The 26,193-nt window shown below is 72.4% G+C and carries 24 protein-coding genes; 10 read left to right on the forward strand and 14 right to left on the reverse strand.

From position 1 onward, the window contains the following. The first annotated feature begins 10 nt into the window (after positions 1-10). From eccB to BMX74_RS44225, 3 genes are all read left to right on the forward strand, one after another. The gene (gene eccB, locus BMX74_RS20015; protein WP_091102094.1) at positions 11-1,417 is read left to right on the forward strand and encodes a type VII secretion protein EccB; all 1,407 of its coding nucleotides are present in this window, start codon (positions 11-13) and stop codon (positions 1,415-1,417) included. Positions 1,418-1,480: 63 nt separating this feature from the next. After that, positions 1,481-1,834 (forward strand): hypothetical protein, encoded by a 354-nt coding sequence (locus BMX74_RS20020; RefSeq protein WP_143078702.1) that lies wholly within the window; start codon positions 1,481-1,483, stop codon positions 1,832-1,834. Next, a complete protein-coding gene (locus BMX74_RS44225; protein WP_055506582.1) occupies positions 1,831-3,081 on the forward strand; it encodes a hypothetical protein in 1,251 nt (416 codons plus the stop codon). Before BMX74_RS20020 ends, BMX74_RS44225 begins: the two co-directional genes overlap by 4 nt. On the opposite strand, the gene BMX74_RS20030 is transcribed toward BMX74_RS44225, so the two are convergent. Beyond that, positions 3,078-3,860, reverse strand: coding sequence for a hypothetical protein (locus BMX74_RS20030; protein ID WP_055506581.1), 783 nt, complete (start codon positions 3,858-3,860; stop codon positions 3,078-3,080). The two genes, BMX74_RS44225 and BMX74_RS20030, sit on opposite strands and share 4 nt — an antisense overlap. 13 nt (positions 3,861-3,873) lie before the next feature. After that, a complete protein-coding gene (locus tag BMX74_RS20035; protein ID WP_091102098.1) occupies positions 3,874-4,935 on the reverse strand; it encodes a hypothetical protein in 1,062 nt (353 codons plus the stop codon). Between the two features lie 128 nt (positions 4,936-5,063). Between BMX74_RS20035 and BMX74_RS20040 the strand changes: the two genes are divergently transcribed. After that, the gene (locus BMX74_RS20040; protein WP_055506579.1) at positions 5,064-5,978 is read left to right on the forward strand and encodes a M23 family metallopeptidase; all 915 of its coding nucleotides are present in this window, start codon (positions 5,064-5,066) and stop codon (positions 5,976-5,978) included. A gap of 2 nt (positions 5,979-5,980) precedes the next feature. On the opposite strand, the gene BMX74_RS44230 is transcribed toward BMX74_RS20040, so the two are convergent. From BMX74_RS44230 to BMX74_RS20090, 6 genes are all read right to left on the reverse strand, one after another. Beyond that, on the reverse strand, positions 5,981-7,237 hold the full coding sequence (locus BMX74_RS44230; protein ID WP_091102100.1) for a hypothetical protein: 1,257 nt from the start codon (positions 7,235-7,237) through the stop codon (positions 5,981-5,983). Positions 7,238-7,250: 13 nt separating this feature from the next. Next, positions 7,251-7,739 carry a hypothetical protein gene (locus BMX74_RS20050; protein WP_091102102.1) on the reverse strand — a complete coding sequence of 163 codons (489 nt, stop codon included), beginning with the start codon at positions 7,737-7,739 and terminating at the stop codon, positions 7,251-7,253. 68 nt (positions 7,740-7,807) lie between these two features. Continuing rightward, a complete protein-coding gene (locus BMX74_RS44235) occupies positions 7,808-9,202 on the reverse strand; it encodes a hypothetical protein (protein WP_177227438.1) in 1,395 nt (464 codons plus the stop codon). An 18-nt stretch (positions 9,203-9,220) separates the two neighbouring features. Further along, positions 9,221-9,601, reverse strand: a complete 381-nt coding sequence (locus BMX74_RS20080) for a hypothetical protein (protein ID WP_055506575.1) — start codon at positions 9,599-9,601, stop codon at positions 9,221-9,223. 62 nt (positions 9,602-9,663) lie between these two features. After that, positions 9,664-9,981 (reverse strand): WXG100 family type VII secretion target, encoded by a 318-nt coding sequence (locus tag BMX74_RS20085; RefSeq protein WP_091102117.1) that lies wholly within the window; start codon positions 9,979-9,981, stop codon positions 9,664-9,666. 15 nt (positions 9,982-9,996) lie between these two features. Beyond that, positions 9,997-10,323 carry a WXG100 family type VII secretion target gene (locus BMX74_RS20090; RefSeq protein ID WP_091102118.1) on the reverse strand — a complete coding sequence of 109 codons (327 nt, stop codon included), beginning with the start codon at positions 10,321-10,323 and terminating at the stop codon, positions 9,997-9,999. Between the two features lie 1,947 nt (positions 10,324-12,270). Here BMX74_RS20090 and BMX74_RS44240 point away from each other — a divergent pair. Both BMX74_RS44240 and BMX74_RS20095 read left to right on the forward strand, forming a co-directional pair. Continuing rightward, a complete protein-coding gene (locus tag BMX74_RS44240) occupies positions 12,271-12,426 on the forward strand; it encodes a hypothetical protein (protein WP_176573500.1) in 156 nt (51 codons plus the stop codon). Then, a complete protein-coding gene (locus BMX74_RS20095) occupies positions 12,423-13,094 on the forward strand; it encodes a hypothetical protein (RefSeq protein ID WP_055506572.1) in 672 nt (223 codons plus the stop codon). Before BMX74_RS44240 ends, BMX74_RS20095 begins: the two co-directional genes overlap by 4 nt. Positions 13,095-13,172: 78 nt before the next feature. On the opposite strand, the gene BMX74_RS20100 is transcribed toward BMX74_RS20095, so the two are convergent. From BMX74_RS20100 to BMX74_RS20110, 3 genes are all read right to left on the reverse strand, one after another. Then, positions 13,173-13,616, reverse strand: coding sequence for a YbaB/EbfC family nucleoid-associated protein (locus BMX74_RS20100; protein ID WP_055506571.1), 444 nt, complete (start codon positions 13,614-13,616; stop codon positions 13,173-13,175). Positions 13,617-13,688: 72 nt separating this feature from the next. Continuing rightward, a complete protein-coding gene (locus BMX74_RS20105) occupies positions 13,689-14,543 on the reverse strand; it encodes a hypothetical protein (protein WP_055506570.1) in 855 nt (284 codons plus the stop codon). Beyond that, entirely contained in the window at positions 14,540-14,854 is a 315-nt protein-coding gene (locus BMX74_RS20110) for a hypothetical protein (protein WP_091102120.1), read from the reverse strand. Before BMX74_RS20110 ends, BMX74_RS20105 begins: the two co-directional genes overlap by 4 nt. A 134-nt stretch (positions 14,855-14,988) precedes the next feature. Here BMX74_RS20110 and BMX74_RS20115 point away from each other — a divergent pair, with 134 nt between their 5' ends. Continuing rightward, positions 14,989-15,420 carry a YbaB/EbfC family nucleoid-associated protein gene (locus BMX74_RS20115; RefSeq protein ID WP_055506568.1) on the forward strand — a complete coding sequence of 144 codons (432 nt, stop codon included), beginning with the start codon at positions 14,989-14,991 and terminating at the stop codon, positions 15,418-15,420. 12 nt (positions 15,421-15,432) lie between these two features. Here the strand turns inward: BMX74_RS20115 and eccD are convergent, their stop codons facing one another. Further along, on the reverse strand, positions 15,433-16,869 hold the full coding sequence (gene eccD / locus BMX74_RS20120; RefSeq protein ID WP_091102122.1) for a type VII secretion integral membrane protein EccD: 1,437 nt from the start codon (positions 16,867-16,869) through the stop codon (positions 15,433-15,435). A gap of 102 nt (positions 16,870-16,971) precedes the next feature. Between eccD and eccCa the strand changes: the two genes are divergently transcribed. Genes eccCa through BMX74_RS20135 form a run of 3 tightly spaced genes read left to right on the forward strand, consistent with a single transcriptional unit; the run spans position 16,972 to position 22,348 of the window. Then, positions 16,972-20,964, forward strand: a complete 3,993-nt coding sequence (gene eccCa, locus BMX74_RS20125) for a type VII secretion protein EccCa (protein WP_055506566.1) — start codon at positions 16,972-16,974, stop codon at positions 20,962-20,964. Between the two features lie 26 nt (positions 20,965-20,990). Next, complete coding sequence (locus BMX74_RS20130) at positions 20,991-21,278, forward strand: hypothetical protein (RefSeq protein WP_055506565.1); 288 nt, start codon at positions 20,991-20,993, stop codon at positions 21,276-21,278. Continuing rightward, positions 21,275-22,348, forward strand: coding sequence for a transglycosylase SLT domain-containing protein (locus BMX74_RS20135; RefSeq protein ID WP_055506564.1), 1,074 nt, complete (start codon positions 21,275-21,277; stop codon positions 22,346-22,348). The genes BMX74_RS20130 and BMX74_RS20135 overlap by 4 nt, the downstream gene beginning before the upstream one ends. Before the next feature lie 114 nt (positions 22,349-22,462). Here BMX74_RS20135 and BMX74_RS20140 read toward each other — a convergent pair whose 3' ends face one another. Next, positions 22,463-24,955, reverse strand: a complete 2,493-nt coding sequence (locus BMX74_RS20140; protein ID WP_177227440.1) for a serine/threonine protein kinase — start codon at positions 24,953-24,955, stop codon at positions 22,463-22,465. Positions 24,956-25,058: 103 nt separating this feature from the next. Then, the gene (gene mycP, locus BMX74_RS20145) at positions 25,059-26,189 is read right to left on the reverse strand and encodes a type VII secretion-associated serine protease mycosin (RefSeq protein ID WP_091102126.1); all 1,131 of its coding nucleotides are present in this window, start codon (positions 26,187-26,189) and stop codon (positions 25,059-25,061) included. Between the last annotated feature and the right edge of the window lie 4 nt (positions 26,190-26,193).

A 26,193-nucleotide genomic window follows, 5' to 3' on the forward strand; every position in this document is an offset into this window, starting at 1 on the left:
GAGAGGTGAGATGCAGACCCGGAAGGACCTCTACCAGGCGCACCGGCTCATGCAGCAGCGTCTCGGGATGGCGTTGCTGCAGGCGGAGCCGGACGTCCCGGAGTCCCCGATGCGGCGGCACAACGTCGCGATGTTCTCCGGCATCCTCATCGGCGTGCTGATCACGGCGGCGTTCGGCGTCTGGGGCCTGGTGCGTCCGGGCGGGGCGACGAAGCTGGCCGACCCCGGCCAGGTCCTGGTCGAGGAGGAGACGGGCGCGACGTACGTCTACAGCCAGGAGCAGGGGCGGCTGCTGCCGGTGGCGAACTACGTGTCGGCGCGGCTGCTGCTGGACGCCTCGGACGTGAAGGTCCGCAACGTGTCGGCGGCGTCGCTGGCGGAGCTGCCGCGCGGGCCGCTGGTCGGCATCGCGGGCGCGCCCGACTCGCTGCCTGCGCGGGAGAGGCTGGTCAAGGGCCCCTGGTCGGTGTGCGTCACGGAGGCTCCCGGCCCCGCGGGGACCCCGGTCCCGTACGTGACGCTGGTGGCGGGGAGCGACGTCGGCGGGACGCCGCTCGGCGGACAGGCGCTGGTGGTGGCCGACGACCAGCAGTCGTGGGTGGTGTGGAACGACCGGCGGATGAGGGCCGGCACGACGGCCCTGCGGGCGATGAACGCGCGGCCGAGGAAGGTGCCGTCCACCTGGATCAACGCGATCCCGCCGGGCCCTGACCTGGCGGCGCCGAAGATCCGGGGGCTGGGCGCCAGGACACGCGGGCCCGACGGGCGCGCGGCGGCGGTGGGCCAGGTCTTCACGGTGCCTGGCGTGGGCGGCGCCCCGGCCCGCTGGTACGTGCTGCTCTCCGACGGGCTCGCCCCGGTCAACCTCACGCAGGCGACGCTGCTGCTGGAGGACCCGGCCACGAAGCGCGCGTACGGCAAGCGCCGGGCCGTGCCGATCGAGATCGACGCGGCGACGGCGAACGCCAGGCCGTCGGCGGTGACACTCACGGTCGGCGGCATGCCGACGAGCCTGCCGAGGGCGGCCGGTTCGTCCGGCCCGCTCTGCTCGGTGTACGGGGGCACGCAGAACGGCTCGGCCGCGGCGCGGGTCACGGTGGGCAGCACGATGCAGATCCCGGTGCCGGCGACCCGCGGCGACCAGGAGCATTTCGACCAGGTGCTGCTGCCGCCGGGCTCGGCGGTGCTGGGCGGGCTGCTGCCGGGCGACGGCCAGAAGGAGTTCGTGCAGACCTACTTTCTGCTGACGGACCAGGGCAGGAAGTACCCGCTGCTGTCGGGCCAGCAGATCAACACGCTGGGGTACGGCGCGGAGGACGTGGCGCCGATGCCGGACAATCTCGTCCACCTGCTGCCCGAGGGGCCGACGCTGGACCCGGCGGCGGCGCGGGCGCCGGTGCAGATGACCGGCAGATGACATCGGGCTTCCCTGGAGCGGAACTTCCCGTAAAGGATAAAGTGATCCTTTGACTCGGGAGGGATGCCTGTGGGTAATGGCACCAGTGAGGGCTACGAGGTCCTGCCCCTGGACCTGCGCCGCGCGATGGGCGAGTGCGCCGACCAGGCGCCGTACGTGGCCGCCGCCATCAGGGGGTTCGCTCCCGCGGAGCTGACGGTCGGCGACTTCGGCCTGGCCCCGGGCGCCTCGGACATCGGCGAGGCGTACGTGAAGGGCACCGCCGAGATGGACCACCGCGACCGCCGCTTCCACTCGATGAACCAGTACCTGAACGACCTGCACACGGCGCTGCTGGTGATCGGCGAGAAGCTGGACGGCTCCGGGGCCGCCTACGTCAAGGCCGAAGACGACTCCACGCTGAGGGGGACCCGGTGAGCGAGGCGGTGACGCACCAGCCGACGATGAACCCGCTCGGCTGGAACTGGAACCCCGGCACCTGGGGCTGGGGCTTCGACCTCGGCAACGTGCTCAACCCGATGCCGCTGCTCCACACGATCCAGGCGATGTACCGCGCGATCCCGTCGCTGTTCGGCAGCGACGAGACCGAGGGCAGACTGCGGAGCGCCGCCGAGGCGCACCTGCGGCTGGAGCGCGACCTGGACCGCATCTACGACGCGCTCGACGCGCAGGGCCAGGGCCACACCGACGGCTACCTGAACAAGGTGGTCAAGGAGTGGAAGGGCTCGGCGGGCGACGAGTTCCGCCGGGTGTGGCGCACGATCGTGGACCAGGAGACGCGTTACGCGGCCAAGAAGAGCTGCAAGGGCGTCGCCGAGGTGCTGACGGCGGTGGCCGACTCGGCGCACATGACGAAGAAGGCCTTGTTCGAGCTGCTGCGCACGGCCCTGATCTGGGTGGGCATCTTCTTCGCGCTGCGCGCCTTCGCCTTCGTGTGGACGACGTACGTGGCGCAGATGATGGCGTACGTGAAGGCGACGCGGATCGTCGCGATGGCCGTGCAGCTGATCGCCAAGGTCCAGTCGCTGTTCAAGATGTTCGCCGGCATCATGCGGGCGCTGCCGCTGATCGGCAAGCTGCGGGTGCCGGCCGGGCTGGCGAGCATGGCGACCCGGCTCGCCGGGGCGCTCAGGACGGGCCTGGCCAAGTCGTTCGACCCGGCGGTGTGGGAGAGCTACTTCGCGAAGAAGACGTTCGGCGCGTACGCGAAGACGTCGGCGTACACGTTCGGCGGGGTGCTGGCGACGCACGGCCTGGCGCAGGGCATGAAGGGCGAGAGCATCTTCAACTTCGACCCCGCGTCGATCTCGCAGGCGGCCCGCATCACGACGGCGGCGACGTTCATCGGCACGCACGCCCCGGTCGGCGGCCCCTTCACGAAGGGCCTCTTCCAGGGCGGCGGGGCGGCGACGTGGGCGGCGAGCCTCACCAAGTCGGGCGCGGCGGTCGGCGAGGGCGGCATGTCGTTCGCGGCGTTCGTGGCCACCCGCAACTGGGCGAACAAGTTCTGGGCGAAGCCCGCGTGGATGGGCGCCGACCTGCACAAGCAGCTGTGGGGGCTGCCGTTCACGTCGGTGTTCCGCGTCTGGCGGCCCCTGCACACCACCGACCAGGACATGGAGCTGCCGTCCTGGCAGCGCCCCCAGCCTGGCCAGGCCGGCTAGGTGTAGGCGCCGCCCGTTCCCGGCGTGATCCCACCCATGTCGAACGGGTTGTTCTTCTGCTTGAGCGTCCCGAGGCCCGACTTGTCCTGCGGCGACACGTACGTGATGTCGGCCACCGCGAAGTCGGGCTTCGGCCGCTTCTGCTCCATCATCTGAGCCATCATGGCCCAGAGGCCGTTGACGGTCGCCACGATCATCGCCAGGCCGGCGACGACCTTGAGCTGCTTGGTCAGCAGGTTCTGCAGGATCTTGGCCACGCCGGTGAGCACGGCGAGGATCGCCGCCTTCTTCCCGAACTCGAAAGCGCCGAGGAAGGTGGCGCGGTTGAAGATGGCGATGCCCATCATGAGGGGCGCCAGCGCGCTGATGAACAGCGAGATGACGTGGGAGGCGGTGGCGGTCTGGACGAGGCCGTGGCTCACGCCGCCGTGGTAGTTCTTCGCCTTGAGCATTTCCTGGGCCAGGTCGTCGATGGACGAGCTGAAGACGGCCCAGGCGCTGTCGGCGTCCCCCTTCCACCAGCCCTTCTCCCTGGCGGTGTCCCGCAGCTTCAGCACCTGCTCGCGCACGCCGTCGAAGTCGACGCCCTCTCCCCCCGGCTCGAGCCACTGCCTGGCGGCCCCCTGGATGCCCCCGGGGTTGGTGACGAGGATGCCGACCATGACGGCGATGTTCCTGGCGATGGGGAACTCGTAGAGCATCACCGCGGCGGCGGTGATGGTGGAGGCGGCCGTCAGGTTGCGCCAGCGGTCGCTTTCGTAGTCGAGGAAGAGCACCACGCCGCGATCCTTCCTATTCGCCGAGCACCGCGGGGGTGATGTCGATGTCGCTGTCGAGCCAGTCGCTCTCGTCGCCGGACACGATGCTCTTCTTGTCGCGTTCGCGTTCCTGCTCGCCCGCGCCCGCGCCGCCCATCATCGGCGCGTACGGCATGCCTCCGAACCCGCCGGCCCCGTTCTGGCCGCGCAGGCCGGCCGCCTGTCCCGCGGGGTAGCCGGACGCGGGGCCGCCGCCCGGGGTGAGGCCGGTGGAGGGGCTCGCGCCGGGCGGGATCGAGGTGGCGGCGTCGGGCACGGTGATCTTCGGCGGGTCCACCGACGACAGCTTGGTCTTGGACGGGTCGTAGGAGGACGCGTTCGGGTCGGGGATCCCGTTGAGCTTGTCGGCGATGGACGGCGTCTGCGGCAGGTCGGTCTTCGGCAGATCCGTCTTCGGGAGGTCAGTGGACGGCAGGTCCGTCTTGGGCAGGTCGGTCTTGGGGAGGTCGGTCTTCGGCAGGTCCGTGGACGGCAGGTCGGTCTTCGGCAGATCCGTCTGCGGCAGGTCAGTGGACGGCAGGTCCGTCTTGGGCAGGTCCGTCTTGGGGAGGTCGGTCTTCGGCAGGTCCGTGGACGGCAGGTCGGTCTTGGGGCCGCCCATCGGGGGCAGCCCGCCGCCGCCTCCTCCCGGGAAGTCCCCCGGCTTCAGCCCGCCGCCGCCCCCGCCCCCGCCCATGGTGGCCTGGATCACGCCGTCGTTGTCCTTGTCGGCGTCGGTGTAGTTCTTGTCGAGCTTGGCGAGGGCGGTCTGGTAGTCCTCCAGCACGGTCCTGGCCGTCTCCAGGGCCTTGCCGGCGCTCTCCTTGGCCTGGGCGTGGACGTACGCGAGGCTGAGCCCGATCACCCCGAACCCGGGGAACTCGATGTCGATGCCCTTGGTGTTGGCCGCCATCGTGCCGAAGTTCGGCGCGTGCTCACCGAGCTGGACGCCCAGGTCCTTGATCTTGCCGTGGGCGAACTCGATGCTCCTCGTCTGCCCGAGGCCGCCGGCCTGGTACTGCTGCAGGCCGGCGAGGGCGTCCTGACCGCCGCTCATCGCACTCTCCAACCCAAAACGGGGTTATGTCCCAACCTGCCTACGGTATCCACAAATATCAACTTTTCGGGTGAACTCTTCGCGAACGATCTAGACGTGTCAAGGATCCCGGTGGCAGCCTTGCTCCCATGCGGATCAAGACCCTGATTGCGGGGATATGCGGGCTGTCCGTAATCCCCCTCGCCGGGGCGGGCGTGGCCAGTGCCGCGACGCGTTCGGCCGGCCCCACCTTCCAGCTCCCGTTCCCGTGCGGGGAGACCTGGGTAGGCAGCAGCAAGAGCTACGCGCACACGGGCAACGAGATCGACTTCAACGGCAGCGCGAACGACGGCAACGCCGACATCGGCAGGACCGTCGTGGCGTCGGCCGCGGGCACCGTCGTCATGTCCGAGTACCGGACCGCGGACGGCTACGGCAACGTGGTCAAGATCCGCCACTCCGACGGCAGCGTGACCCTCTACGCCCACCTGAACTCCCGTACGGTGTCGAAGGGCGCGAACGTCGCGCAGGGTCAGAAGATCGGCACTGTGGGCAAGTCCTCGGCGAAGTACAACATCATCGCCCACCTGCACTACGAGCAGCGCTCGTCCTCCGGGTCGATCCTCCCCGCGACGTTCAACGGCGCCAGGTACCAGTACCCGAACCAGACCCTGACCTCGAAGAACTGCGGCGGCGGCAGCGCGCCGTCGAACGGCGGCGGCACGAGCTCGGGCAGCTCGTCCAACCCGTACTCGGCCGAGCAGGTCTGCGGCGCCGGCTTCAAGGCGATCGACTCCGCGCCGCTCGGCTCCCAGGGCAAGGTGGTGCTGCTCTACTCGACGTCCACCGGCGAGAACTGCGTCGTGACGCTGCGCAACAGCGCGTCCGGCAAGGCCGCGATGCGCGCGTACCTGGAGGTCAAGGGCCAGGCCAGGAAGACCGACGCGGGCAGCTTCCAGTACTACGCGGGCCCCGTGCGCGCCAAGGCGCCGCGCACCTGCGTGAAGTGGGGCGGCGCCATCGGCTCCGCCGTCTACGACAGCCCGTTCGAGCACTGCGACTGAGCTCAGGCGATCGTGTGGGGGGTGGTGTCCTCGGGCCCGCCCCACACGTCGTCGTCCTCGTACAGCTGGGTGTCGTACTCCGACTCCGAGCTCTGGCCGGAGGGGACGCCGCCCCCGCCGAGCGGGACGACCGGGAAGCCCGTGCCGCCCGCCGCCCTGACCGCGCCCGCCGCCCCTGCCGGGCCGCCCCCCGCCGACGACGGACCGCCGCCGGGGTTCGTGACCGTCGCCGTCGCGCCGTTCGGGCCGCTGCCCGGGTAGCCGGCGTTCGGCACCGTCCCGGGCGGTGAGTGGTCGTAGCCCGCCAGCGTCGTGCGCCCTCCGTCGCCCGGGTACTGCCCGGTAGGTGCCGCCCCGGCGAACGCCGAGGGGTCCTGGGTCCCGTACGAGCCGGTCCCGCCGTCGCCCGGCGTGCCGCTGCCCGAGCCGTACGAGCCGTCGCCCGGGAACCTGCCGTCCGGCTGACGGCCGTCGGGATACTGGCCGGACGGGTTCTGGCCCGAGGGGTACTGCCCCGACGGGTACGCGCCGCCCGCCCCGGGCCCCGTCAGGTCCGGCCCGGAGCCGGGCCCGTACCCCGTCGGATAGGTGAAGTCCTGGTCACCGCCCCCGCCCGGCCCGCCCGACGGGAACTGCACGCCGGGCGGAGTCGGCATCCTCGTCGTGAACGTCGGAGGGTCGGGGATCGTCGGGTCGGGCAGCGCCTGCCTGATGTCGTCGGGCAGCTTCCCGTACGCCTCGACGATCTTCTCGTTGACCCGCTTCAGGTGCTCCACGGCACGCTTGTCGCCCCGGTAGAGCCGGTAGAAGGGGACCTGGCCGGCCCAGTCGATGTCCTGGTCGGAGCGCGAGTCCCGGCCGTGCGACTCCACCACGTTCGCCTGCGCCCAGGCGAGTGTGTCGGCGTACTCCTCCAGCGGCCTGCCCACCGCGCCCAGCTTGCCGCCGAGCTCCCTGGCGCTCGCGTACAGCGCGCGCAGCTGCTTCTGCGTCTCCACCGCGGGCGCGCCCTTGAAGTGCTTGTTCAGCTCCGCCGCCTTGCCCCGCAGATCCTGCGCGAACGACTCCAGCAGCCGCTCGGCCGCCTGGTAGTAGCGCGCCGTCAGCCGGACGGAGGCTGGATCGGTGCCGTCGATCCACTTCTTCACCTGGCCCAGGGTGTCCTGCACCATGCTGCCCCAGAACGAGACGCTGGGCGTGGAGGTGTCGAGACTGTTCAGGTACTTGAGCTTCGTGGTTGAGATCTGGGGTTCCGGCATGGTGAGTCTCCGTTCAGACCGTACGCCCGGAGGCGACGTCCTCGTTGGCGGAGTCGGCGTCCTTCGAGGTCTTCGTCATGTCGAACACGGCGTCGACCGCCGCCTGCGCCTGGCTGACCAGGCTCGCGTACAGGCCGCCCGACGACCCCGTCTCGCCGATCAGCACGCCGTACGCGCTGCTCACGCTCATGGCGAACTGCAGCGCGGTGATCCACTGGCCGAGCTGCGCCTCGCTGAGCGCGCCGTAGCGCTGCAGGTCCGGCAGGGTGCCCGCGCCCTCGGGCAGGATCGGGACGTTCGGCGGCGAGTGGTCGTCCGGCGCGCGGAGCTCGTCCGTCACCGGCACGCCGCTGGTGACCGTCAGCTTCTTCACCAGCTCGCTGATCTCGTCCGCGACGCGCTTCATCTCGGTGCGGTCGGCGTAGCTGCCGCCGTCGCCTGCGGCGTCGTCCTCCTCGCCCAGGCCGGGCCAGTCGGAGGTGATGTCGTCCTGGAGTGCCATGCGCCTTCCTAGCCGCTGATGACCGGTTTCCCAGCCGATGACTGGTTTCTTAGCCGATGACGGGCTTCCTAGCCGGTGATGACCGGCGAGGTGGCGTCCTCGGGCGAGTGCCACATGTCGGGCTCTCCCCTCAGCAGGGAGGAGCCCTCCTGCCCCTGCTCCTGCTCACCGGCCGCGCCGCCCATCGGCATGAACGGCGTCCCCACGCCGCCCGCGCCTGACCTGGACACCGCCGCCGCCGCGGGCGCGCCCGCCGGGCCGAGCGACCCAGAGCCGCCGATGACGGCGGGCGTCCCGCCGGGCGCGGCGACGTAGCCGGGATGGCCCGGCTGGGACGGGTGACCCGGGTACCCCGTCGTCGGGGCGGGCTGGCCGGTGCTCGGCACCGGAGCCGTGGGGGCCGGGGTGGGGGCGCCCGCCGACTCGGTGCCGCGCGGGTCCGTCCCCTGCGTCTGCGTCTGGCGGTCGCCGCCGTCCGCAGCGCCGCCGTCGATGACCGGCGGCGCCGTGCCGTCCGAACCCGAACCGCCCGGCCGCGAACCGCCCTGGCCCGGATCCTGGCCTCCCGCCTGGCCCGGGTCCTGGCCGCCCGCCTGGCCCGCGCCGCCGTCGCTCCCCGTCCCGCCCGGCGGCGTGTCGCCGCCGCCCTGGGCCGGGCCGTCGTGACCGTCCTGGCCGCCGCCGGAACCTCCGGAGCCGCCCGAGCCCTGCGCCGAGCCGGTGCCGCCCGAACCGCCTGAACCGCCTGAACCGCCGGAACCCGCCGAACCGGAACCCCCGCCCTGCCAGTACGAGCCGTCCTCGTACGGCGGCGGGGTCATCGGCGGCAGCTTGCGCTTCCTGCCGGACGACCCGGGCAGGTTCAGCTCGGGCAGGTCGATGGTGACCGACTCCGGCACCACGTTCTCGTACAGGTAGAGGATCTGGTTGTTCAGCCGTTTCAGCGCGTACCTGGCACGCTGGTCGTCCACCTCCGACGCCTGCGGCATCAGGCCCGACGACGGCTCCTCCGGGCCGATCGTCGGCGGCGTCGTCGGCTCGTCCGAACCGCTGCCGCTCGGGCCCGGGCTCGGGGAGGGCGTGGCCGTCGAGCCGCCGCTTGCCTGGAGGTGCTCCAGCGCGTCCGGCAGGTAGTCGCGCCCGTACAGGACGAGCGCGTCACCCATCTTGTCCATCGTGTCGGCCAGCTGCAGGCCGGTGGCGTGGAGCCGTTCCAGCGCGCGCTGCGTCCTGGCCGAGCTGGTGGACTTCCAGGCGTGCGAGAGATCCCTGGCGAGGCCCGGCAGCGCCTCCGTGGCGCTCCTGATGACCGACGCGACGCCCTTGAAGGACATCCCGCGGTCATGCACCTCCAGCGCGGAGGTGGCCTTCAGCCACCCCTCGATCTGCTCCTTCGATGCGGTGACGGCGCCGTTCTCCGGCTTGTGCTGGGAGTCCCTGATGGGGACCGTCCGCTCTGCCACAGCACCCCTCTCCCCGGTCTAGACGGGGTTCGTCCTCTCGTACTCGTCGGCGCTGGTGCGGATCGCCTCGATCACGTCCTCGAAGCGCTCGACGAACTCCGTGTACAGCTCGCCCAGCAGCCTGCCCCGGTCGTCGGGGCCGGTGCCGACGCTGCGCGTCAGCGCCGCCGCCTCCGGCCAGCGGCCGATGTGCTCCTCACTCAGGGAGAAGTACCTGGTGAGCGTCTCCACCGTCCCGGTGATGCCGTTCCTGTTGCCGCCCGGCCCCTGCATGGTGCTGAGCTGGACCAGCAGCTTCTCGGCCACCGTCCGCATGTCCGACACGTCGTAGTAGAGGTCGGCGTCGCTGTCGTCCAGGCCGGGCCACGCCGGCCGCCTGTCGTCGTCGTCCCGGCTCATGGTCCTCCGTTACGGGCTCGGCCACCGGACCCGGTGGCCGAGGGGAAGCGCGAAGGGCCCGATCAGCGCGCGTCCATCCAGATGGCGGTGTTGCGGCGCTCGGCCGCCCGGTAGTTCTCGTTGGCGATCTGGATCGCCTTCTGCAGCTCGTCGAGCTGGCCGCGCATCTTCGCGGCAGCCTCGTCCCAGTCCTTCTGATGCTTGCGGAAGAACCCCTCGGCACCCTCCGGACCCTCCCAGCGGCCCCGAAGATCCTGCTCCAGTTGGGTCATCAGGTCGGAGGTGGCCTTCTCGAAGAGGCCCATGATCTTTACGAGGTCGGCCTGGGCGAGCTCCATGTGCCCGAAGTTGACCTTGGTGAAGTCGAGCTCTGCGGACATCTGCGCGACACTCCTCTACCTGATGTCGACGTTGATGAGGGATTCGACGCGACCAACGGCGTCCTGGACGTCCTGGTCGGCGGCGCTGTAGGTGATCGCGTTGATGCCCATGCGCTCCGCGATGCCCTCCAGGTCCTGGCGCACCGAGCGCATGGACTGGTCCCAGACGGTCATCGCGCGCTGGAACTTGCTGGCGGCCGGGCCCAGCCAGCCGGTGTGGAGCAGACCGTTCGCGGTGGACTCAACCGCCTCGCGTAGACCCTCGACGTACTGGGCCGTGTCCACCACATGTCCCGAGGCCGCCTTGATCTGAGTGGGGTTGGCCCCAAAGAAATCGGTCACTTGTCACCTCCGTGACTCGACGCCTGCTTTTCGGTCGTCCGTCCATGTAAGCACCATGGGTCTCCTCAATAACAGGCGCCCCTATGGCCAGGATGTAACAACTTTCCGACGTAACGGCAAATTTGCTGGTCAAGGGCTCAAGGCCCGGTGAGACCAGCGATGTCGCAGCAGTGACGGATGTTACCCCTGCACCGGAACATAACACTTTCTCCTGTTCTATACGTGCTTGATCCCCTGGGACTAGTGTGAACGTCGGTGCACGGCCAGGAAGGAGCAGCGGGGTTGGCCACGCGCGGAGACATCGATCGCCTGCTCAACTGGGGTGCCGCCGACGAGCCCGCTGCTCCGGCGGCCGCCGGGCCTGGGCCCGGGATCCGGATTTCCGGTCCTGACTCGGGACGGGATGGAGGCGTCCACGTCGCCCTGCCACCCACCGGCGCCTCAGCCCCTCCGATCGGCTCCATCCCGGACGGGACGCCCACGCAAGGAGCGCCCCCCGCGGGGGAGACGCCCTCCGCTGGGGAGGCGCCCTCCGGCGGGGAGACGCCCTCCGTTGGGGAGGGCGCGGTGCTGCAGGGCGACACGATCCGGCACTCCGGCACCCACCCGGACGACACCGGCACCCCCACCACCCCGAACCCAAACGAAACGGGCTCCAACGGGACAGGCCCGGACGGCACTGCGTCAGACGACGCTGGGCCGGACGGCGGTGGGCCGGACGGCGCTGCGTCGGACGGTGGCGATTCCGGCGAGCCGGGCCAGATCGATGGGCAGCAGCCAGCGGCCGACTCCCCCGCCTCGGCCGACTCGGCCGAGGCGATCCCCGACCAGGCGGGCCCCGCGGACGGCCAGGACGGCGTGGACACAGGTACCGCCCTGAACACCCAGCCCGCCGCCGACCCGACGGAGGACACCCAGCCGTCAACCAACGAGCCAACGGACAACCAGCAGACAGACGGCCAACCGACAGACAGCCAACCCTCCGACGGCCAGTCCTCGAACGGTCAGCAGCCCGACCCGGCCACTCCCGGAACAGACCAGCCCTCGGCCGACCATCCCTCGGCCGACCAACCCTCCGGGGACCAGCCCTCCGAAGACCAGCCCCCAGGTGAGGAGCCCACCGCCCCGGCTGACCCCGGCGGCTCGGATCCCGGCGCCCCCGACCCGGGCTCCTCAGGCGACGGCACCGGCACCGGCAACCCGAGTGACGGCGACCCCTCGCAGGGCACCCCCTCAGAAGACGGCTCCGGCACCGGCACCGATCCAGGCACAGGAACTCCCGGCGGAGACGGCTCAAGCACCGGGGGCGCTCCCTCTGGGGAAGGCTCAGGCACAGGGGGCTCTCCTTCCGGAGACAACTCAGGCACAGGGGGCGCTTCTTCGGGAGACGGCACGGGCACAGGAAACGGGACAGGCACGGGAGACGGCTCGGGCACGGACGACAGCGGCCCTGGCACTGGCACTGGAGACGGCTCCAGCGCGGGTAATGGCGCTGGCAACGGTGACGGCTCCGGGACCGGCGGCGGTCCAGGCACCGGCGATGGTTCCGGAGCCGGCGGCGGTCCAGCCACCGGCGACGGTTCCGGAGCCGGCGATGGCTCTGGTGCCGGCGAGGGCGGCCAGCCCGGGGTTGAGGTGCCTGCCGGAGGTGGCCCCTCGGGTGGCGGGGGCTCCGGTGGTGGGGTCTCTGGTGGCGGCCCTGGTGGCGGCCCTGGTGGGGCGGCCGGGGATGGCGCTGGTGGGGGTGCCGGGTCCGGGGGTGGGTCCTCCAGGGGGCGGCAGGGTTCCGGTGGTGGGGCCGGGGATGGGAAGGGCAGGGAGGTCCGGCCCGGTGGTATCGAGGACATCGCCAGGATCGTCTCCGAGAACGCCCTCCCCGCCCTGGAGCGCGCTTTCCACAAGACCAGCGGCAACCGGGCGAACCTGCTCGTCTTCGGCGTCGTCGGCATGCCGGTGAGCACCGCCCAGGAGCAGGCCCGCTCGGACGCCGCAGGCTACCTGGTGGAGGGCGTCAGCCTGCTGGGACGCTGGGACGTCGGCCTGCGCAGTTCCTCGGGCAACTGGCGACGGGCGGAGCAGGTCAACGCGGGGGAGGAACGGTGAAACTGGGCCTGTCGGCGTACATGGGCGCGGTGGCGGCGTCGACGGCGGCGGCGTACCTGATCCAGGGGCCGGCCGCCTGGGCGGTGCCGGTGACGATCGGCGCGATGGCGTGCGACCCGGAGGGCATCGACAAGGTGGCGAAGGCGTGGCTGGACTCCGCGTCGGACCTGCGGGACGCGCACGCGGACCTCGGTCGCGCCGCGAAGGGCGCCCCGCCGGAGACGTGGGACGCCGAGGACGGGAAGGCGTTCGAGACGCACGCGACGGCGTTCCAGGCGACGGTGTTGAAGTCGTGCGAGATCAACCAGGGCGCGGGCCAGGGGCTGACGCAGATACGCACGCTGGGTCAGGCGGGCGCGCTGCTGGCGGCGACGACGAGCACGGCGCTGCTGACGACCGGCTGGGCGGTGGCCGCGTCGCAGGGCGCGTTGCTGGGCAGTCTCCCGGTGCGGGTGGCGGCGATGCGCTTCGCCGCGACGATCAACAGGGTGCTGGCGGGGTCGATGCGCAGGCAGATCCTGGTGACGGCGGCGCTGGCGGGCATCCTGACCGCGTCGGCGGCGTGGACCGCGGGCAGGCGTCAGGAGCTGCTGACCATGGTGCGCGACCCGGCGGGCGGCCGCCCGGACTTCCGGCCGGTGGCGAAGCTCAGCACGGAGCAGGCCTGACCGGGCCCGCCGGGGTGACGCGCGGCCTCCGACGCCTTGGGCCCGGCCGGGCCTGCGACGTCTCTGGCCTGGCGGCGGTCAGAGGTCGAGGCGGCGGCGGATGCGGTCGAGCTCGCCCATCACGTCCTCGAAGGTGCGCTCGTAGGTCGCCTCGGCCTGCCTGACCTGGGACAGCGCGCCTTCCGGGTCGTTGAGGAAGCGCATGGGGTTGTGCTCCTCGCCGTAGATCTCGCTCATCAGCTCGTTGACGCCGCGCTGGAGGTCCGCGGTGGCGGCCTCGATGGTCGCCTTGATCTTCTCGGCCAGCTCGGCGGCGCCGAGCCGCATCGCCTTCGGGTGCAGGTCGAGGGTCCGCAGGCCTTCCTGGGCGTATTCGACGGTGACGAGGCCGTCGGGGTCCTCGGCGCGGCCGACGACTTTGGCCATCTCCTGCTGGAGCTGCTCGGCCTTGGCGAACTGCTCGTCGGTGCCGCGCAAGAGCTTGTCGATATCGATGTTGGCGAAGTCCCCGAACTCCGTCATTCGCCCCAACCCCTTCTTATGCCGACATGTGACAAGCGAGTCAACCGCACCCTTACCAGACGCGCAATCCCGCTACGGCTGGGCCATCTGGACGTCGGGTTCGACCCACTGGAAGTTCTGGTGTCCGGGGGGCAGCGCGCCCTTGGCGGGCGGCTCGTTGTACGACGGGAAGCCCTTGAGGTCGATGGTAGCCTGGCTGAAGTCGATGGCGGCGTCCCCGCTCGGCATGACGTAGCCGAACTGGTGGTCCTTCTTCAGCAGCGTGGACAGGACGTCCATGGCCTCCTTGAGCATGGAGGCCAGCATGCCGGTGAAGACCGCCACCGTGCCGATGGCCAGGGAACCGACCAGCTTCTCCAGGATCATCCCGGTGACCCACACACCGGGCACGGGCACGGCCTTCATCCGCATCGCCGCGATCAGCAGGGTGGTCGCCGTGGCCGCCGTCGTGGCCATCTGCACCCAGTAGCTGCGGTACCCGGCGGCGATCTCGTCGATCACGCCGCCGATCTCGCTCAGCGTGTTGCGCAGCACGCCGATCTCCCGGTGGAAGACCGCGATGACCCGCTCCAGCTCCTGCTGGTCGAGCGCGATCCAGCCGCTGCGGGACGTGGCGATGATCTGCGGCAGGAGCTGCTTGACGCCGTCGTCGAGCCGGGCGGCCATGCCGAACTTCCAGTTGCTCGCGGCCTGCGCCATGCCGGGCTCGTTCGCGATGGCGGTGCCGGCGATGACCGCGACCGGCACCAGGTAGACGGAGAACCGGGCCAGGCTCCTCCAGCTCATGAGCACCCGGGGGCCGAGCGGCTCGGCCTCGGCGGCGAGGGGCGCGAACTTTCCGGTGCCGGGGTTCATGGGCAGCATGGGCGACCGCGGCGAGCGGAGGGAGCCGCCCTTGTTGATCGCGTCCAGGTACGGGTCGCTCATGCTTTGTACCGCACGATGCCGGCGTCCTCGGCGGCGCGCCAGTTGCGCTGACAGACGCCCAAGCTGTGCACCCAGCTGTCCACCGCGCCCTCGGCCTCCCCGAGGAGCTGCTCGGCCCGCTGCTGGATGCCCTCGTACGCGCCGCCGAGGATCATTCCGCCGAGCACGCCGAACCCGAGGCCCCCCACGGCCGTGGTCGGGACGAGTCCCTTGACGAAGGAGATGAGGCCGTCGCGCAGTTCCTCCTGGAGGCGGTCCTGCGTGCGGGAGATCGTCTTGGAGGTGATGTGGATCTCACGGTTGCTTCCCACAAGGGCCGATTCTGTCCGCTGGACGGCGGCGTTCTGCGGTGTTTCATCGTGTATCGCGGGATTTTCTTGATCGCTTCAGCGTCCGGCCAGCCGCCGCTCCCCGGCCGTTAACCCGCGCCCGGTGGCGTGCCCCCATGACCTCCACGGACACCCACTTCGACCCCGACGACCTCGACCGCGTGCTCGGCGACAGCGAGAAGGCGGTCAGAGAGCTGGCCTCCGCGCTGGGCGGCCTCGCCGAGGTGACCGGCACGGGCGAGAGCCGGGGCGGCGCCGTCACCGCCCGCGTGGACGCGTCGGGCCGCCTCGACCACCTGCGGCTGAGCCCGAGGGCGTCCAGGATGGAGCTGGACGAGCTGACCGAGGAGATCGTCGAGGCCGTGCGGGCGGCGCAGGACGACCACCAGCGCCGGGCGACGGCCGTGATCCCGCGGGCCCCGATCGGCGGGGTGTCGGCGCAGGAGGTCCAGCGGCAGTTCGAGGCGCTGCAGGACGCGTTCGCCAGGGACATGCACGAGCGCATGGCCCGCCTCGACGAGATCCGCCGCCGCGCCAGGGACCTGTAGCGCCGGGAGCCGTCAGCCGGCCAGGCCGCGCACCCAGGCGTAGACGTCCAGGGCGCCGAGCGCCAGCGGCACCAGGGCGGCGATGAGCAGCCACTCGACGATGTCGGCCGCCCGCCCCCAGAACGGCGACGGCCTGCCCGTGGGCAGCCACACGCCCAGCCCCACCACGATCATCGCGGTCCACAGCAGCCCGAGCACGACCGCGACGGACGTCACGCCGCCGACCGCCACGCCGACGGCCACCGCGAGCGCGCCCAGGCCGCCGAGCCCGGTCAGCAGCAGCCAGAGCCGCTGCCCGACCCCCTGGAACACGCGGGCCCGCATGAGCTGGGCGAACGCCAGCACGGCCGACATGACGGCGGCGATCCACCGGCCGTCCGCGATGAGCAGGGCGTGGGCGGTGACGCCGACCAGGCACATCGCGACGACCATGCCGGTGGCGTAGCGGCGGGCCGCCTCCGTGCGCTCCAGCACCGAGACGCTGTCGAGCTGCTGGTTGTCGCCCCGCAGCTCCTCCGCGGTGGTCGGCATGCTCGGCAGCGGCACCCTGGCCAGCCGGAACGACAGCACCGGCACCACCGGCCCGAACGCCATCACGAGCGCGACCGCGGCGGCGGCGACCCCGGCGGGCGGCGCGCCCGTGACCATGACGACGGCCGCGGAGACGGCGCCGGCCATCGAGGCGATGGCGGCGCCGAGGAACCCGGGCACGCCGTCGGCGACGGCCGTGCCGCCGAGCGTGGCCACGAGCGCCGTGCAGGCGAGCGCGCCGAGGAGCTGCGGCGCGCCGACAGCGGCGGAGCCGCCGCCCGCGGCGGGGGCGAGCAGCCCGGCCAGGAACGCGTACGGCATGGCGGCGTAGCCGATCAGGGCGCCCGTGCCGGAGTCGCCGACGGCCCTGGACAGGGCGGCGCCGACGCCGACGAGCAGCAGCGCGAGCGCGGCGGCGACGACGGCGGTGACGACGGGCGTGAGGCCGCCGAAGGCGAGCGCGGCGGCGCCCGCGACGAGCAGCCCGCAGGCCGCTCCCCCGCCGACGGCCCTCGTGTGCCTGCCCTCCCACTTGCCGTTGCCTTCGCGCACGCCGGTGGCGACGACGTCGGCGACGTCGTCGAACCTGGCGGGCGGCAGCTCCACGCCGCGCGGCCGCAGGTAGAGGATCTCGCCGTCGAGCACGCCCAGCGCCCCGAGGCTCTGCCCCAGGTCGAACGGCTCGCCGCCGAGCCGCTGCAGCGTCCAGCCCGGCTGGGCGGCCGCCTCGCCGCCGACCTCGCCCATGGCGCGCAGCAGCCCGGGCAGGACGTGCGGCAGCGGGATGTCGGCGGGCAGCGCGAGGTCCGCCTTCCTGCGCGGCCCGACCACGGTGACGTGGCAGAGCGGCGGCAGCGCGGCGGGCGCCTGGGCGAGCGCGCCCTGCTGCGGCGGCGGGATTTCGGCCAGCGAAGTCACATGGACAACATAGCGAGGCAGAGTTAACAATCTCCTCAACTTGGGCGTAAGGCGCATCTGGTAAGAAGGGTCTTCCCAAGCACCAGAAGGGCCGACCAGAGGGTGAGCATCGTCGTCGTACGGCGCCCGGAGCGCCGTCCCAGCCCGAAACCGCCGCGCGGCGAGATCCTGCTGGAGTCGCCTCCGGAGATCCCTGAGGTCCAGTCCCAGGGCATGATGGCGGTGCTCACGTACCTGCCGATGGTGGCGGGCGCGGCGGCGATGGGCCTGATGTTCACGGCGGGCGGCACCAACACCAGCCCCCTCATGTACGTGGCGAGCGGCCTGTTCGCCTTCTCCATGGTCGGCATGACGATCGGCCAGATGGGCCGCCAGGCGGGCGAGCGCAGGCACCGGCTCAACGGCGCCCGCCGCGACTACTTCCGCTACCTGGCGCAGATCCGCAAGCGGGTGCGCCGCGCCGCCGTCCAGCAGCGCGAGGCGCTGGAGTGGAGCGGGCCCCCGCCCGAGACCCTGTGGTGGACCGCCATGGGCCCGCGCCTGTGGGAGCGCCGCCCCCGCGACGAGGACTTCAGCACCGTACGACTCGGCACCGGCGTGCAGAAGCTCGCCGTGCAGCTCATCCCGCCCGACTCCAAGCCGGTCGAGGACCTCGACGCGCTCACGGCCGGGGCGCTGCGCAGGTTCATCCGCACCCACTCGACCGTGTCCAGGCTGCCGGTGGCCGTCGCGCTGCACTCGTTCGCGCGGATCAAGGTGTCCGGCGACCCGGCGCTCGCGCGCGCCATGGTCAGGGCGATGCTGGCGCAGATCGCGGTCTTCCACTCCCCCGACGACATGCGGATCATGGTCTGCGCGGGCCGCGAGTGGATGAGCCACTGGGAGTGGGTCAAGTGGCTGCCGCACGCCCTGCACCCGGAGGAGACCGACGGCGCCGGGCAGGTCAGGCTCATGGCCGAGAACCTGAGCGAGCTCGACCGGCTCGTCGGCGGCGAACTGAAGGAGCGGGCCAGGTTCAAGCCGGGCGCGTCGGCCGACGCGCTGCCGTACCACGTGCTCATCCTCGACGGCGGCCACGTCCCGCAGGAGTCCCAGCTCGGCCACGACGCGATCCAGGGCGTCACCGTCATCGACCTGTCGGACTCCGCCGGCGCCGTGGAGGAACGCAGCATGCTGCGGCTGCGCGTGGACCACCGCGGCTTCCACATGGTCAAGCTCGACCACGCCGGCAAGGAGACCGTCAACCGGCTCGGCGACCCCGACGCGCTCGACTACCTCAGGGCCGAGGGCCTGGCCCGCCAGCTCGCGCCGCTGCGCGCCTCCACCGCCAAGGGCGGCGAGTCGCAGGACGTGCTGTCGATGAACACCACGCTGACCGAGTTGCTCGGCGTCGGCGACCCGATGCGGCTCGACCCCGCGCAGGTCTGGCGGCCCAGGGCGGGCAGGAACCGGCTGCGCGTCCCCATCGGGCTCGGCGCCGACGGACGGCTCGTCGAGCTCGACATCAAGGAGTCCGCGCAGGGCGGCATGGGCCCGCACGGCCTCGTCATCGGCGCCACCGGATCCGGCAAGAGCGAACTGCTGCGCACGCTCGTGCTCGGCCTGGCGATCACCCACTCGTCGGAGATCCTGAACTTCGTCCTCGTCGACTTCAAGGGCGGCGCGACCTTCCTCGGCCTGGAAGGGCTCTCCCACGTCTCGGCCGTCATCACCAACCTGGAAGACGAGCTGCCGCTGGTCGACCGCATGCACGACGCCCTGCACGGCGAGATGGTGCGCCGCCAGGAGCTGCTGCGCGCCGCCGGCAACTACGCCTCGCTGCGCGACTACGAGCGCGCCCGCGAGCAGGGCGCCAACCTGCGGCCCCTGCCCACGCTGTTCGTGGTGCTGGACGAGTTCAGCGAGCTGCTGACCGCCAAACCCGAGTTCATCGACCTGTTCGTCATGATCGGCCGGCTCGGCCGCTCGCTCGGCGTCCACCTCCTGCTCGCCTCCCAGCGGCTGGAGGAGGGCCGGCTGCGCGGCCTGGACACCCACCTGTCGTACCGGATCGGCCTGCGGACCTTCTCGGCGATGGAGAGCCGGGTGGTGCTGGGCGTCGCCGACGCGTACGAGCTGCCCTCCGCCCCCGGCAACGGCTACCTGAAGTACGAGACGACCGGCATGACGCGGTTCAAGGCGGCGTACGTGTCGGGCCCGTACCAGGCGGACCCGCGGCACGTCGCCGCGCCCGACGGCTCGATCGTCGTCAGGGAGGTCGTCGAGTACGGCACCGACTTCGTGCCCGTCCCCATCCTGGAGGAGCCACTGGAGCAGGAGGAGGCCGAGGAGGAGAGCCCTTCGCAGCAGCAGAGCCTGCTCGACATCGTGGTCACCCGCCTCGCCGGGCAGGGCCCCGCCGCGCACCCCATCTGGCTGCCGCCGCTGGCCGAGCCGCCCACGCTCGCCCACCTGCTGCCGCCGCTGTCGGTCACGCCCGAGCTGGGGCTGTCCACGCCCGGCTGGCCGGGCAGGGGACGCCTCCAGGCCGTGGCCGGCATCATCGACCGGCCGTTCGAGCAGCGGCGCGACCCGTACTGGCTGGACCTGTCCGGCGCGGCCGGGCACGTCGGCGTGGCGGGCGGCCCGCAGAGCGGCAAGAGCACGATCCTGCGCACGCTGATCACCAGCATGGCGCTCACCCACACGCCTCGCGAGGTGCAGTTCTACTGCCTCGACTTCGGCGGCGGCGCGCTCGCCTCGCTGGACGGCCTGCCGCACGTCGGCGGCGTCGCCAGCAGGCTCGACGCCGAACGGGTGCGCAGGACCGTCGCCGAGATCGCGACCGTGCTGCAGCAGCGTGAGCGCGAGTTCGCCGAGAACGGCGTCGACTCCGTCGCCACCTACCGCAGGCGGCTGGCCGACGGCTCGCTGCGCGGTGACGGCTGGGGCGACATCTTCCTCGTCGTGGACGGCTGGCTGACCGTCAGGCAGGACTTCGAGGCGCTGGAGCCCGTCATCACCGACCTCGCGGCGCGCGGCCTCGGCTACGGCATCCACGTCGTGGCGGCCACGAACAAGTGGTCGGAGTTCCGTCCCGGCATCCGCGACCTGTTCGGCACGCGGATCGAGCTGAAGCTCGGCGACGCGTACGAGTCGGAGGTCAACAGGAAGAAGTCGCTGGCCGTGCCCGAAGGGGTGCCGGGCCGCGGCCTGACCAAGGACGGCCTGCACTTCCTCGGCGCGCTGCCCAGGATCGACGGGGTGCAGGACTCCGAGGACCTCGCCACGGGCGTCCAGGGGCTCGTGCACGCCGTCAGGGACGCCTGGCAGGGCCCCGCCGCCAAGCCGGTGCGGCTGCTGCCGTCGGTGCTCCCCGCCGCGTCGCTGCCCACCGCCGAGGAGACCGGCAGGAGCCGCGTCGCCCTCGGCGTGGACGAGGCCGCGCTCGCCCCCGTGCTCATCGACTTCGAGGCCGACCCGCACTTCATCGTCGTGGGCGACACCGAGAGCGGCAAGTCGAACCTGCTCAAGGTCATCGCCGAGAACATCGTGACCAGGTACGAGCCGCGTGAAGCCATGATGATCGTCATCGACTACCGCAGGTCGCTGCTCGACACGGCGGTGAGCGAGCACCGCATCGGCTACGCCGCGTCCGGCCCCGCCGCGCTCGAACTCGTCGCCGACGCGCGCAACGCGCTGCTCAAGCGCCTGCCGCCGGCCGACCTCACCCCCGAGCAGCTGCGCGCCCGCGACTGGTGGAAGGGGTCGGACCTGTACATCGTCGTGGACGACTACGACCTGGTGGCGACCGGCAACAACCCGCTGCTTCCGCTGGTCGAGCTGCTGCCGCAGGCCCGCGACATCGGCCTGCACCTGGTGATGTCGCGCGCCATGGGCGGCCTCGGCCGCGCCATGTTCGACCCGGTGATCCAGCGGCTGAAGGACATGGCGAGCCCGGCGGTGATCCTGTCGGGCAGCAAGGACGAGGGCTTCCTCTTCGGCAACGTCCGGGCGCAGCCGCTGCCGCCCGGCCGCGGCTTCGTCGTGGACAGGCGGTTCGGGGCGCGGATGGCGCAGACCGCGCTCTGGCCCGCGCCCGAGCGTGACGAGTAGCGCCTGAGGAGATAAGGGGGAAGCGCGTGGCGACGGGGCTCGACATCCACTTCAGCGCGCTCGACGACTGCAGGATCGTGGCACGCACCGTACGGGGCAAGTTCGGCGACCTCGCCGACGGCTACCCGGCCAGGTCGCCGGACTCGTCCATCTTCGGCAGACTGGACGACTCCGGCGCGCTGGCGGACGCGGTGCACCTGGTGGAGACCACGGCCGACAGCGAGTTCGGCAAGGCCAAGAGCCTGATCGAGGGCGTCGAGACGGCCCTCGGCCAGGTGCAGGACAACGTGAGGCGGGCGAACGACCCCCGATGAGCGCACCCGAGGAGATCTACGACCTGCCGGACGGGGCCACGCTCGCCGCGCTGGCCGGCAAGGTCACCGGAGACCCCGCCGCCGTGCGCGCCATCGCCGAGCGGTGGCGCTCCGCCGCGGGAAGGGTCCTCAGCCACACCGGCGAACTCGGCAAGGCCGTCACCACCGTGGATCTCGCCTGGGAGGGCGACTCGGCCAACGCGTTCGTCGACTACATGGGCGACTACGGCAGGGCCGGGCAGGACCTGCACGACGCGCTGATGAACTGCGCCTCGTCGCTCGACCACGCCGCCGCCGCGCTGGAGAGCGCCCAGGGCCGCGTGGCGGGCGTCTGCGACCGGCTGCTCACCCGCGTCCGCGCCTACCGCGACGCCAACCCCGACGCGAAGGACGCGGACCTGGAGCCGGGGATCAGGACGATGGTGCAGGAGGAGATCGGGTACGCCCGCACGCCGGTACGCGAGGCCGGGGAGGCCGTCACCGCCGCCAAGGACGCGATCGGCAGGTTCCTCAAGGAGCGCAAGACCCGGTTCGCGAAGATCGCGGCGGCGTCGGACCAGGAGTTCGTCCCCGGGTCGGGGCACAGGTTCGACTGGCGGCGCACCCCGAGCTACACCGCGCACTCCGCCACGACCGGGGTCGGCGGCAGCCCGCGCGTGGGCGGCTACGGCGCGAGCGGCCTGCCCCCGGCGGGCGGCGGGCCCGCTCCCACCGGCAAGGTCAAGGAGTGGATCGAGGAGGCGATCGCCATCCTCCAGGAGAACGGCGTGCCGGCCGCCAAGATGAACCCGAACGACATCTGGCTGATCATCCAGCACGAGTCGGGCGGCAACCCCCACGCGATCAACCTGTGGGACGTCAACGCCACCGCCGGCCACCCGTCGAAGGGGCTGATGCAGACCATCGACCCCGTCTTCGACGCGCACGCGCTCGACGGCCACAGGAACATCTACCACCCGATCGACAACATCATCGCCGGGGTGCGGTACGCCATCGATCTCTACGGCTCGGTGTCGGCGGTGCCGGGAGTCGTGAGCACCAAGACCGGCTCGGGCTACCGCCCCTACTGACCGGCGCGACGCCACACGCCGAAGTCCTGGCCGTCCGGGCGCGTACCCCGGAACCGGCCGCCGCGCGGGGCACGGCGACCGCCCCGAGCCCGCCGGCCCCGGCCGTCACGGTCGCTAGCCGCAGTTGCCCCACGCGGCGCTGGTGCTGCCGGAGCCCGCGCTGCCCGAGTAGCGGACGCACTTGCCCTTGGCGGGCAGCTTCACCGGGCCCGCGTAGTAGTCGTAGCTGCCGGAGTCGGTGCGCGTGCCGCCGCCCTGGACCTCCAGGGTGGCGCGGACCGGCGTCCTCCTGCCCACATCAGGGCCGTTCTTCATGGTGACGACGCAGTTCTCCCCCGTGCCGCTGTTGTACAGCTGGTACGTCGTCCCGCCGGTGAAGGAGCTCTGCCGCTGGACGTAGAAGCCCGGCCCGCACACCTGGGTCGGCGTGTACGGGTTCTTCTTCGGCGCGGCCGACGCCGTGGTCTTCGTGGGCGTGGGCTCCGGCTGGGGCTGCTGCGTGGTCGGCCGGCTCGTCGGCGTCCGGGTGGGCGTCGGGGTCGGCGTGGGCCGCTTGGTGGTCTTCGTCGGCGTCGGCGTGGCGCTCGGCGTCGGTTTGACCGTCTTGGTCACCGTGGCCTTCGGGCTGGCCTTCCTCGTCGGCCGGGTCACCGTCCTGGTCGGCCGGGGGTGGCGGGTGGGCACCACCACCGGCTGGGTCGGCAGCGCCGACGGCGTCGGCACCGACGTCAGCACGGGCACCGACGGCGGGTCGGTGTCCGCGTCCAGCACGAGCGGGCCGACGCCGGTGTCGTCCGGGGTGGGCGTCGCCCACGGCGCGGTCACCTCGGCCTGCGGCTGCGTGCCCTGCGGCGCGGCCGTCGGCACGGCGGCCTGCCCGGTGGGCCCGGTGGCGGCCGGCGAGGCGGAGGAGCCGGCCGCCGCGGCGGCGGGCTCGAACTGCACGCGGGACGAGTACGTGCTCGCGCCCCACAGCCCGAGCCCGGACAGCAGCACGACCGCCGTCACGCCGGCGGCCAGCCCGATGGGGAACGGCCTGCGCGCGGGAGCGGCGGCGGCGTGCCCCTGAGCGGCCTGCGCGGGGACACCCTGATGCGGCACCTGCGCACCGGGCGGACCCCACTGCTGCTGCGGAACCTGACCACCGTCCGGACCCCACTGCTGCTGCGGCGCCTGGCCACCGTCGGGGCCCCACTGCTGGTGCGCTCCCTCGGGGCCCTGGGGCGGACCCCACTGCTGCCGCGGCACGGGCGGCAGGTCGGGGCCTCCCTCGACCGGCACGCCGGCGGGCGGCCCGGCCACCGGCACCCCTTCCAGCGGCGGACCTGGAACCCCACCCTGCCCCATGGGAACAAGCCCGCCAGAAGGCGGAGCGACCGCCCCGCCCTGAGCAGGGGGAACAGGCCCGCCCTGAGGCGGAAGCCCTGAGCCTGGGGACTGAGGCGGAGGCAGAGGAGCGCCCGGGGCCGGGAAGGGCGCGCCGGGCGGCGGCGCCGCCGCGCCCGGAGACAAGGGCAGGTCGGCGCCGGGCGGTGGCGGCACGGGCGCGCCCACAGGCGGGGGCAGGGGGGCGCCGGGCGGTGGCGGCGGGAGGGGGACGCCGTCCAGGGGCAGCACGATGGGCGCGATCAACGACGACCCGCCCCCCTGACCACCCTGCCCGCCGGAGGGCTGGGCACCAGGCGTCTGCGGCTCCGCCGGCTCGGCGGTCGGGGCCGCCGGGGCGTTCTGGTGGGGCGTCGCGTTCGCCGGTGGCGGGGTGGCGGCGCTCGGGGGGATGGGGGCGTTGGCGTCGCCGAGCAGGCGCAGCAGGGCCGTGTACGTCGTCGGACGGCCCGCCACGTCCTTGGCCAGGCCCGCGAGCACGACCTGCCGCAGCGGCTCGGGCAGGTCGCCCACCTCCGGCTCGGCGTGCAGCACCGCGTCCGCGTCGTGGGCGAACGGCGCCGACCCGGTGGCGGCGAACACCATGGTGGCCGCCCAGGCGAACACGTCGGCGTACGGCCCGTACCGCAGGCCGTTGAGCTGCTCGGGGGCGCGGTAGCCGAGCTCGCCCGCCGGGTCGCCGATCTCGATGTCGGTGATCTTCAGCGTCTCGCCGGTCATGATCACGTTCGCCGGGGTGAGCCCACGGTGGGCGAACCCGGCGAGGTGGACGGCGGTGAGCGCGGTCAGCGTGCCCACGGCCAGCCGCTCCAGCGCCTCGCCCGCCAGCGGCCCGTCGGCGGCGACGGCCTCGGCCAGCGAGCGGCCCTCCACGTACTCCCTGACGACGTAGACGCGCCCGTCGGCGACCCCGGCGTCGAGGGTGCGAGCGACGTACGAGCTGGACACGCGGCCGACGCCCCTGAGCCGTCCCACGAAGTCGCCGTCGCCGGGCGACTCGGCGGAGGCCCCGGGACCGTCGGAGGGTCCGGCGTCCAAGGTCTTGACGGCGACGGCCTCCAGGACACCGGCGGCGTCGGTGGCGGCGGCGGCGTCCGCGTCGTCACCGGCGGCGACGCCGAGGTAGACGGGACCGCGTGGCCCCTCGCCGAGGAGGCGGGTGATGCGGTAGATGCCGATCCGCTGGGGGATGTCCGGCTGGGACGCGTCCGACTCCGCCATGACAGGACCTTTCAGGAGTGCGTCATGATCGGGGGACATTTAACCAAATAAGCCCCACCCATATCTGCCGTAGCACTTACGACGGCTGACAATTAACCGTCAATTAAGCATTTCCGGCGCGCCACCCTCTTCTCCGCCCCATCGGGACGAAGACGCGGAGCGCGAGCGCCACCCCCGCGAGGCCCAGGCCGCCGGCCGCCACGGCGCCCGCCACCTGCGCCGACCGCTCGTCAGGAGGCGTGGCCTTGCGCACGGCGGAGGCGGGCAGCGGCGACGGCGCCGGCGGCGCGACGGCCACCTGCTCCGACGGCAGCACCATGGTGACGGCCAGCAGCGGGTTCACCATGCCGGCGCCGGTGCCTGAGCCGTTCGCGCCGTCGGCCGTGAGCATGATCCGGCGTCGTACGCGGAGCTGGTCGAGGTGGGGGAAGCGGGACCGGACGAGCGCCGCGACGCCCGCCACGTACGGCGCGGCGTAGCTGGTGCCCTCCAGCTTGCCCTGGAAGCCGCCGCCGGGCCAGGTGGAGCTGACGCCCTGCCCGGGGCCGAGCACGGAGACGGCGTTGGGGTTGGAGAAGGTGGAGCGCGAGCCGTCGGGCCCGGCCGCGCCGACCGACAGCACGCCGTCGTAGGCCGCCGGGTACGACGGGGTGACGGTGCCGTCGTCCTTCTCCTGGTTGCCCGCGGCGGCGACGATGACGACGTCCTTGCCCAGCGCGTAGTCGACGGCCGCCTTGAGGTCGGGCTGGTCGTGCGCCTCGATCGAGACGTTGATGACGTCGGCGTTCTCGTCGGCGGCGGCCCTGATGGCCTTCGCCAGCAGTCCGACGTCGCCGGTGCCGTCCTTGGACTGCTTGAACGACAGCAGCCTGACGCCGGGCGCGACGCCGTGGAAGGGGACGTCCTTGTTGTACTGGGCGGCGATGATGCCGGCGACCGCGGTGCCGTGACCCATGCAGTCGCGGTAGCCGGTGCCGGTCAGGTCGGCCTTGCCGGCCAGGCGGATCTGCGGGTGCCTCTCGTCGACGCCGCTGTCGATGACGGCGACGGTGACGCCCTCGCCCGTGGTGAGCGGCCAGACCCGCTGGACGTTCAGCCGCCGCTGCGCCCACGTCTCGCCGATGGTCACGCTCGCCCTGGGCGGCCTGCACTCCTCCGGCGCGGACCGGGCCGCCACCGGGGCGATCACCGGCTGCAGGGCGAGCAGGCTCGCCACCAGGGCGTGACCGATCATGGTG

The organism is Nonomuraea pusilla (assembly GCF_900109355.1).
Taxonomy (GTDB): Bacteria; Actinomycetota; Actinomycetes; order Streptosporangiales; family Streptosporangiaceae; genus Nonomuraea; species Nonomuraea pusilla.

What these genes read in the sequence shown, in the direction of transcription:
- BMX74_RS20100 (WP_055506571.1), bottom strand. Translation starts at nt 13,616, where the DNA reads ATGACGGAGTTCGGGGACTTCGCCAACATCGATATCGACAAGCTCTTG.
- BMX74_RS20020 (WP_143078702.1), top strand. Translation starts at nt 1,481, where the DNA reads ATGCCTGTGGGTAATGGCACCAGTGAGGGCTACGAGGTCCTGCCCCTG.
- eccB (WP_091102094.1), top strand. Translation starts at nt 11, where the DNA reads ATGCAGACCCGGAAGGACCTCTACCAGGCGCACCGGCTCATGCAGCAG.
- BMX74_RS44230 (WP_091102100.1), bottom strand. Translation starts at nt 7,237, where the DNA reads ATGCCGGAACCCCAGATCTCAACCACGAAGCTCAAGTACCTGAACAGT.
- BMX74_RS20115 (WP_055506568.1), top strand. Translation starts at nt 14,989, where the DNA reads ATGACCTCCACGGACACCCACTTCGACCCCGACGACCTCGACCGCGTG.
- BMX74_RS20040 (WP_055506579.1), top strand. Translation starts at nt 5,064, where the DNA reads ATGCGGATCAAGACCCTGATTGCGGGGATATGCGGGCTGTCCGTAATC.
- BMX74_RS44240 (WP_176573500.1), top strand. Translation starts at nt 12,271, where the DNA reads ATGCCGGTGAGCACCGCCCAGGAGCAGGCCCGCTCGGACGCCGCAGGC.
- mycP (WP_091102126.1), bottom strand. Translation starts at nt 26,189, where the DNA reads ATGATCGGTCACGCCCTGGTGGCGAGCCTGCTCGCCCTGCAGCCGGTG.
- BMX74_RS20080 (WP_055506575.1), bottom strand. Translation starts at nt 9,601, where the DNA reads ATGAGCCGGGACGACGACGACAGGCGGCCGGCGTGGCCCGGCCTGGAC.
- BMX74_RS20035 (WP_091102098.1), bottom strand. Translation starts at nt 4,935, where the DNA reads ATGAGCGGCGGTCAGGACGCCCTCGCCGGCCTGCAGCAGTACCAGGCC.
- BMX74_RS20140 (WP_177227440.1), bottom strand. Translation starts at nt 24,955, where the DNA reads ATGGCGGAGTCGGACGCGTCCCAGCCGGACATCCCCCAGCGGATCGGC.
- BMX74_RS20050 (WP_091102102.1), bottom strand. Translation starts at nt 7,739, where the DNA reads ATGGCACTCCAGGACGACATCACCTCCGACTGGCCCGGCCTGGGCGAG.
- BMX74_RS20085 (WP_091102117.1), bottom strand. Translation starts at nt 9,981, where the DNA reads ATGTCCGCAGAGCTCGACTTCACCAAGGTCAACTTCGGGCACATGGAG.
- BMX74_RS20105 (WP_055506570.1), bottom strand. Translation starts at nt 14,543, where the DNA reads ATGAGCGACCCGTACCTGGACGCGATCAACAAGGGCGGCTCCCTCCGC.
- BMX74_RS20135 (WP_055506564.1), top strand. Translation starts at nt 21,275, where the DNA reads ATGAGCGCACCCGAGGAGATCTACGACCTGCCGGACGGGGCCACGCTC.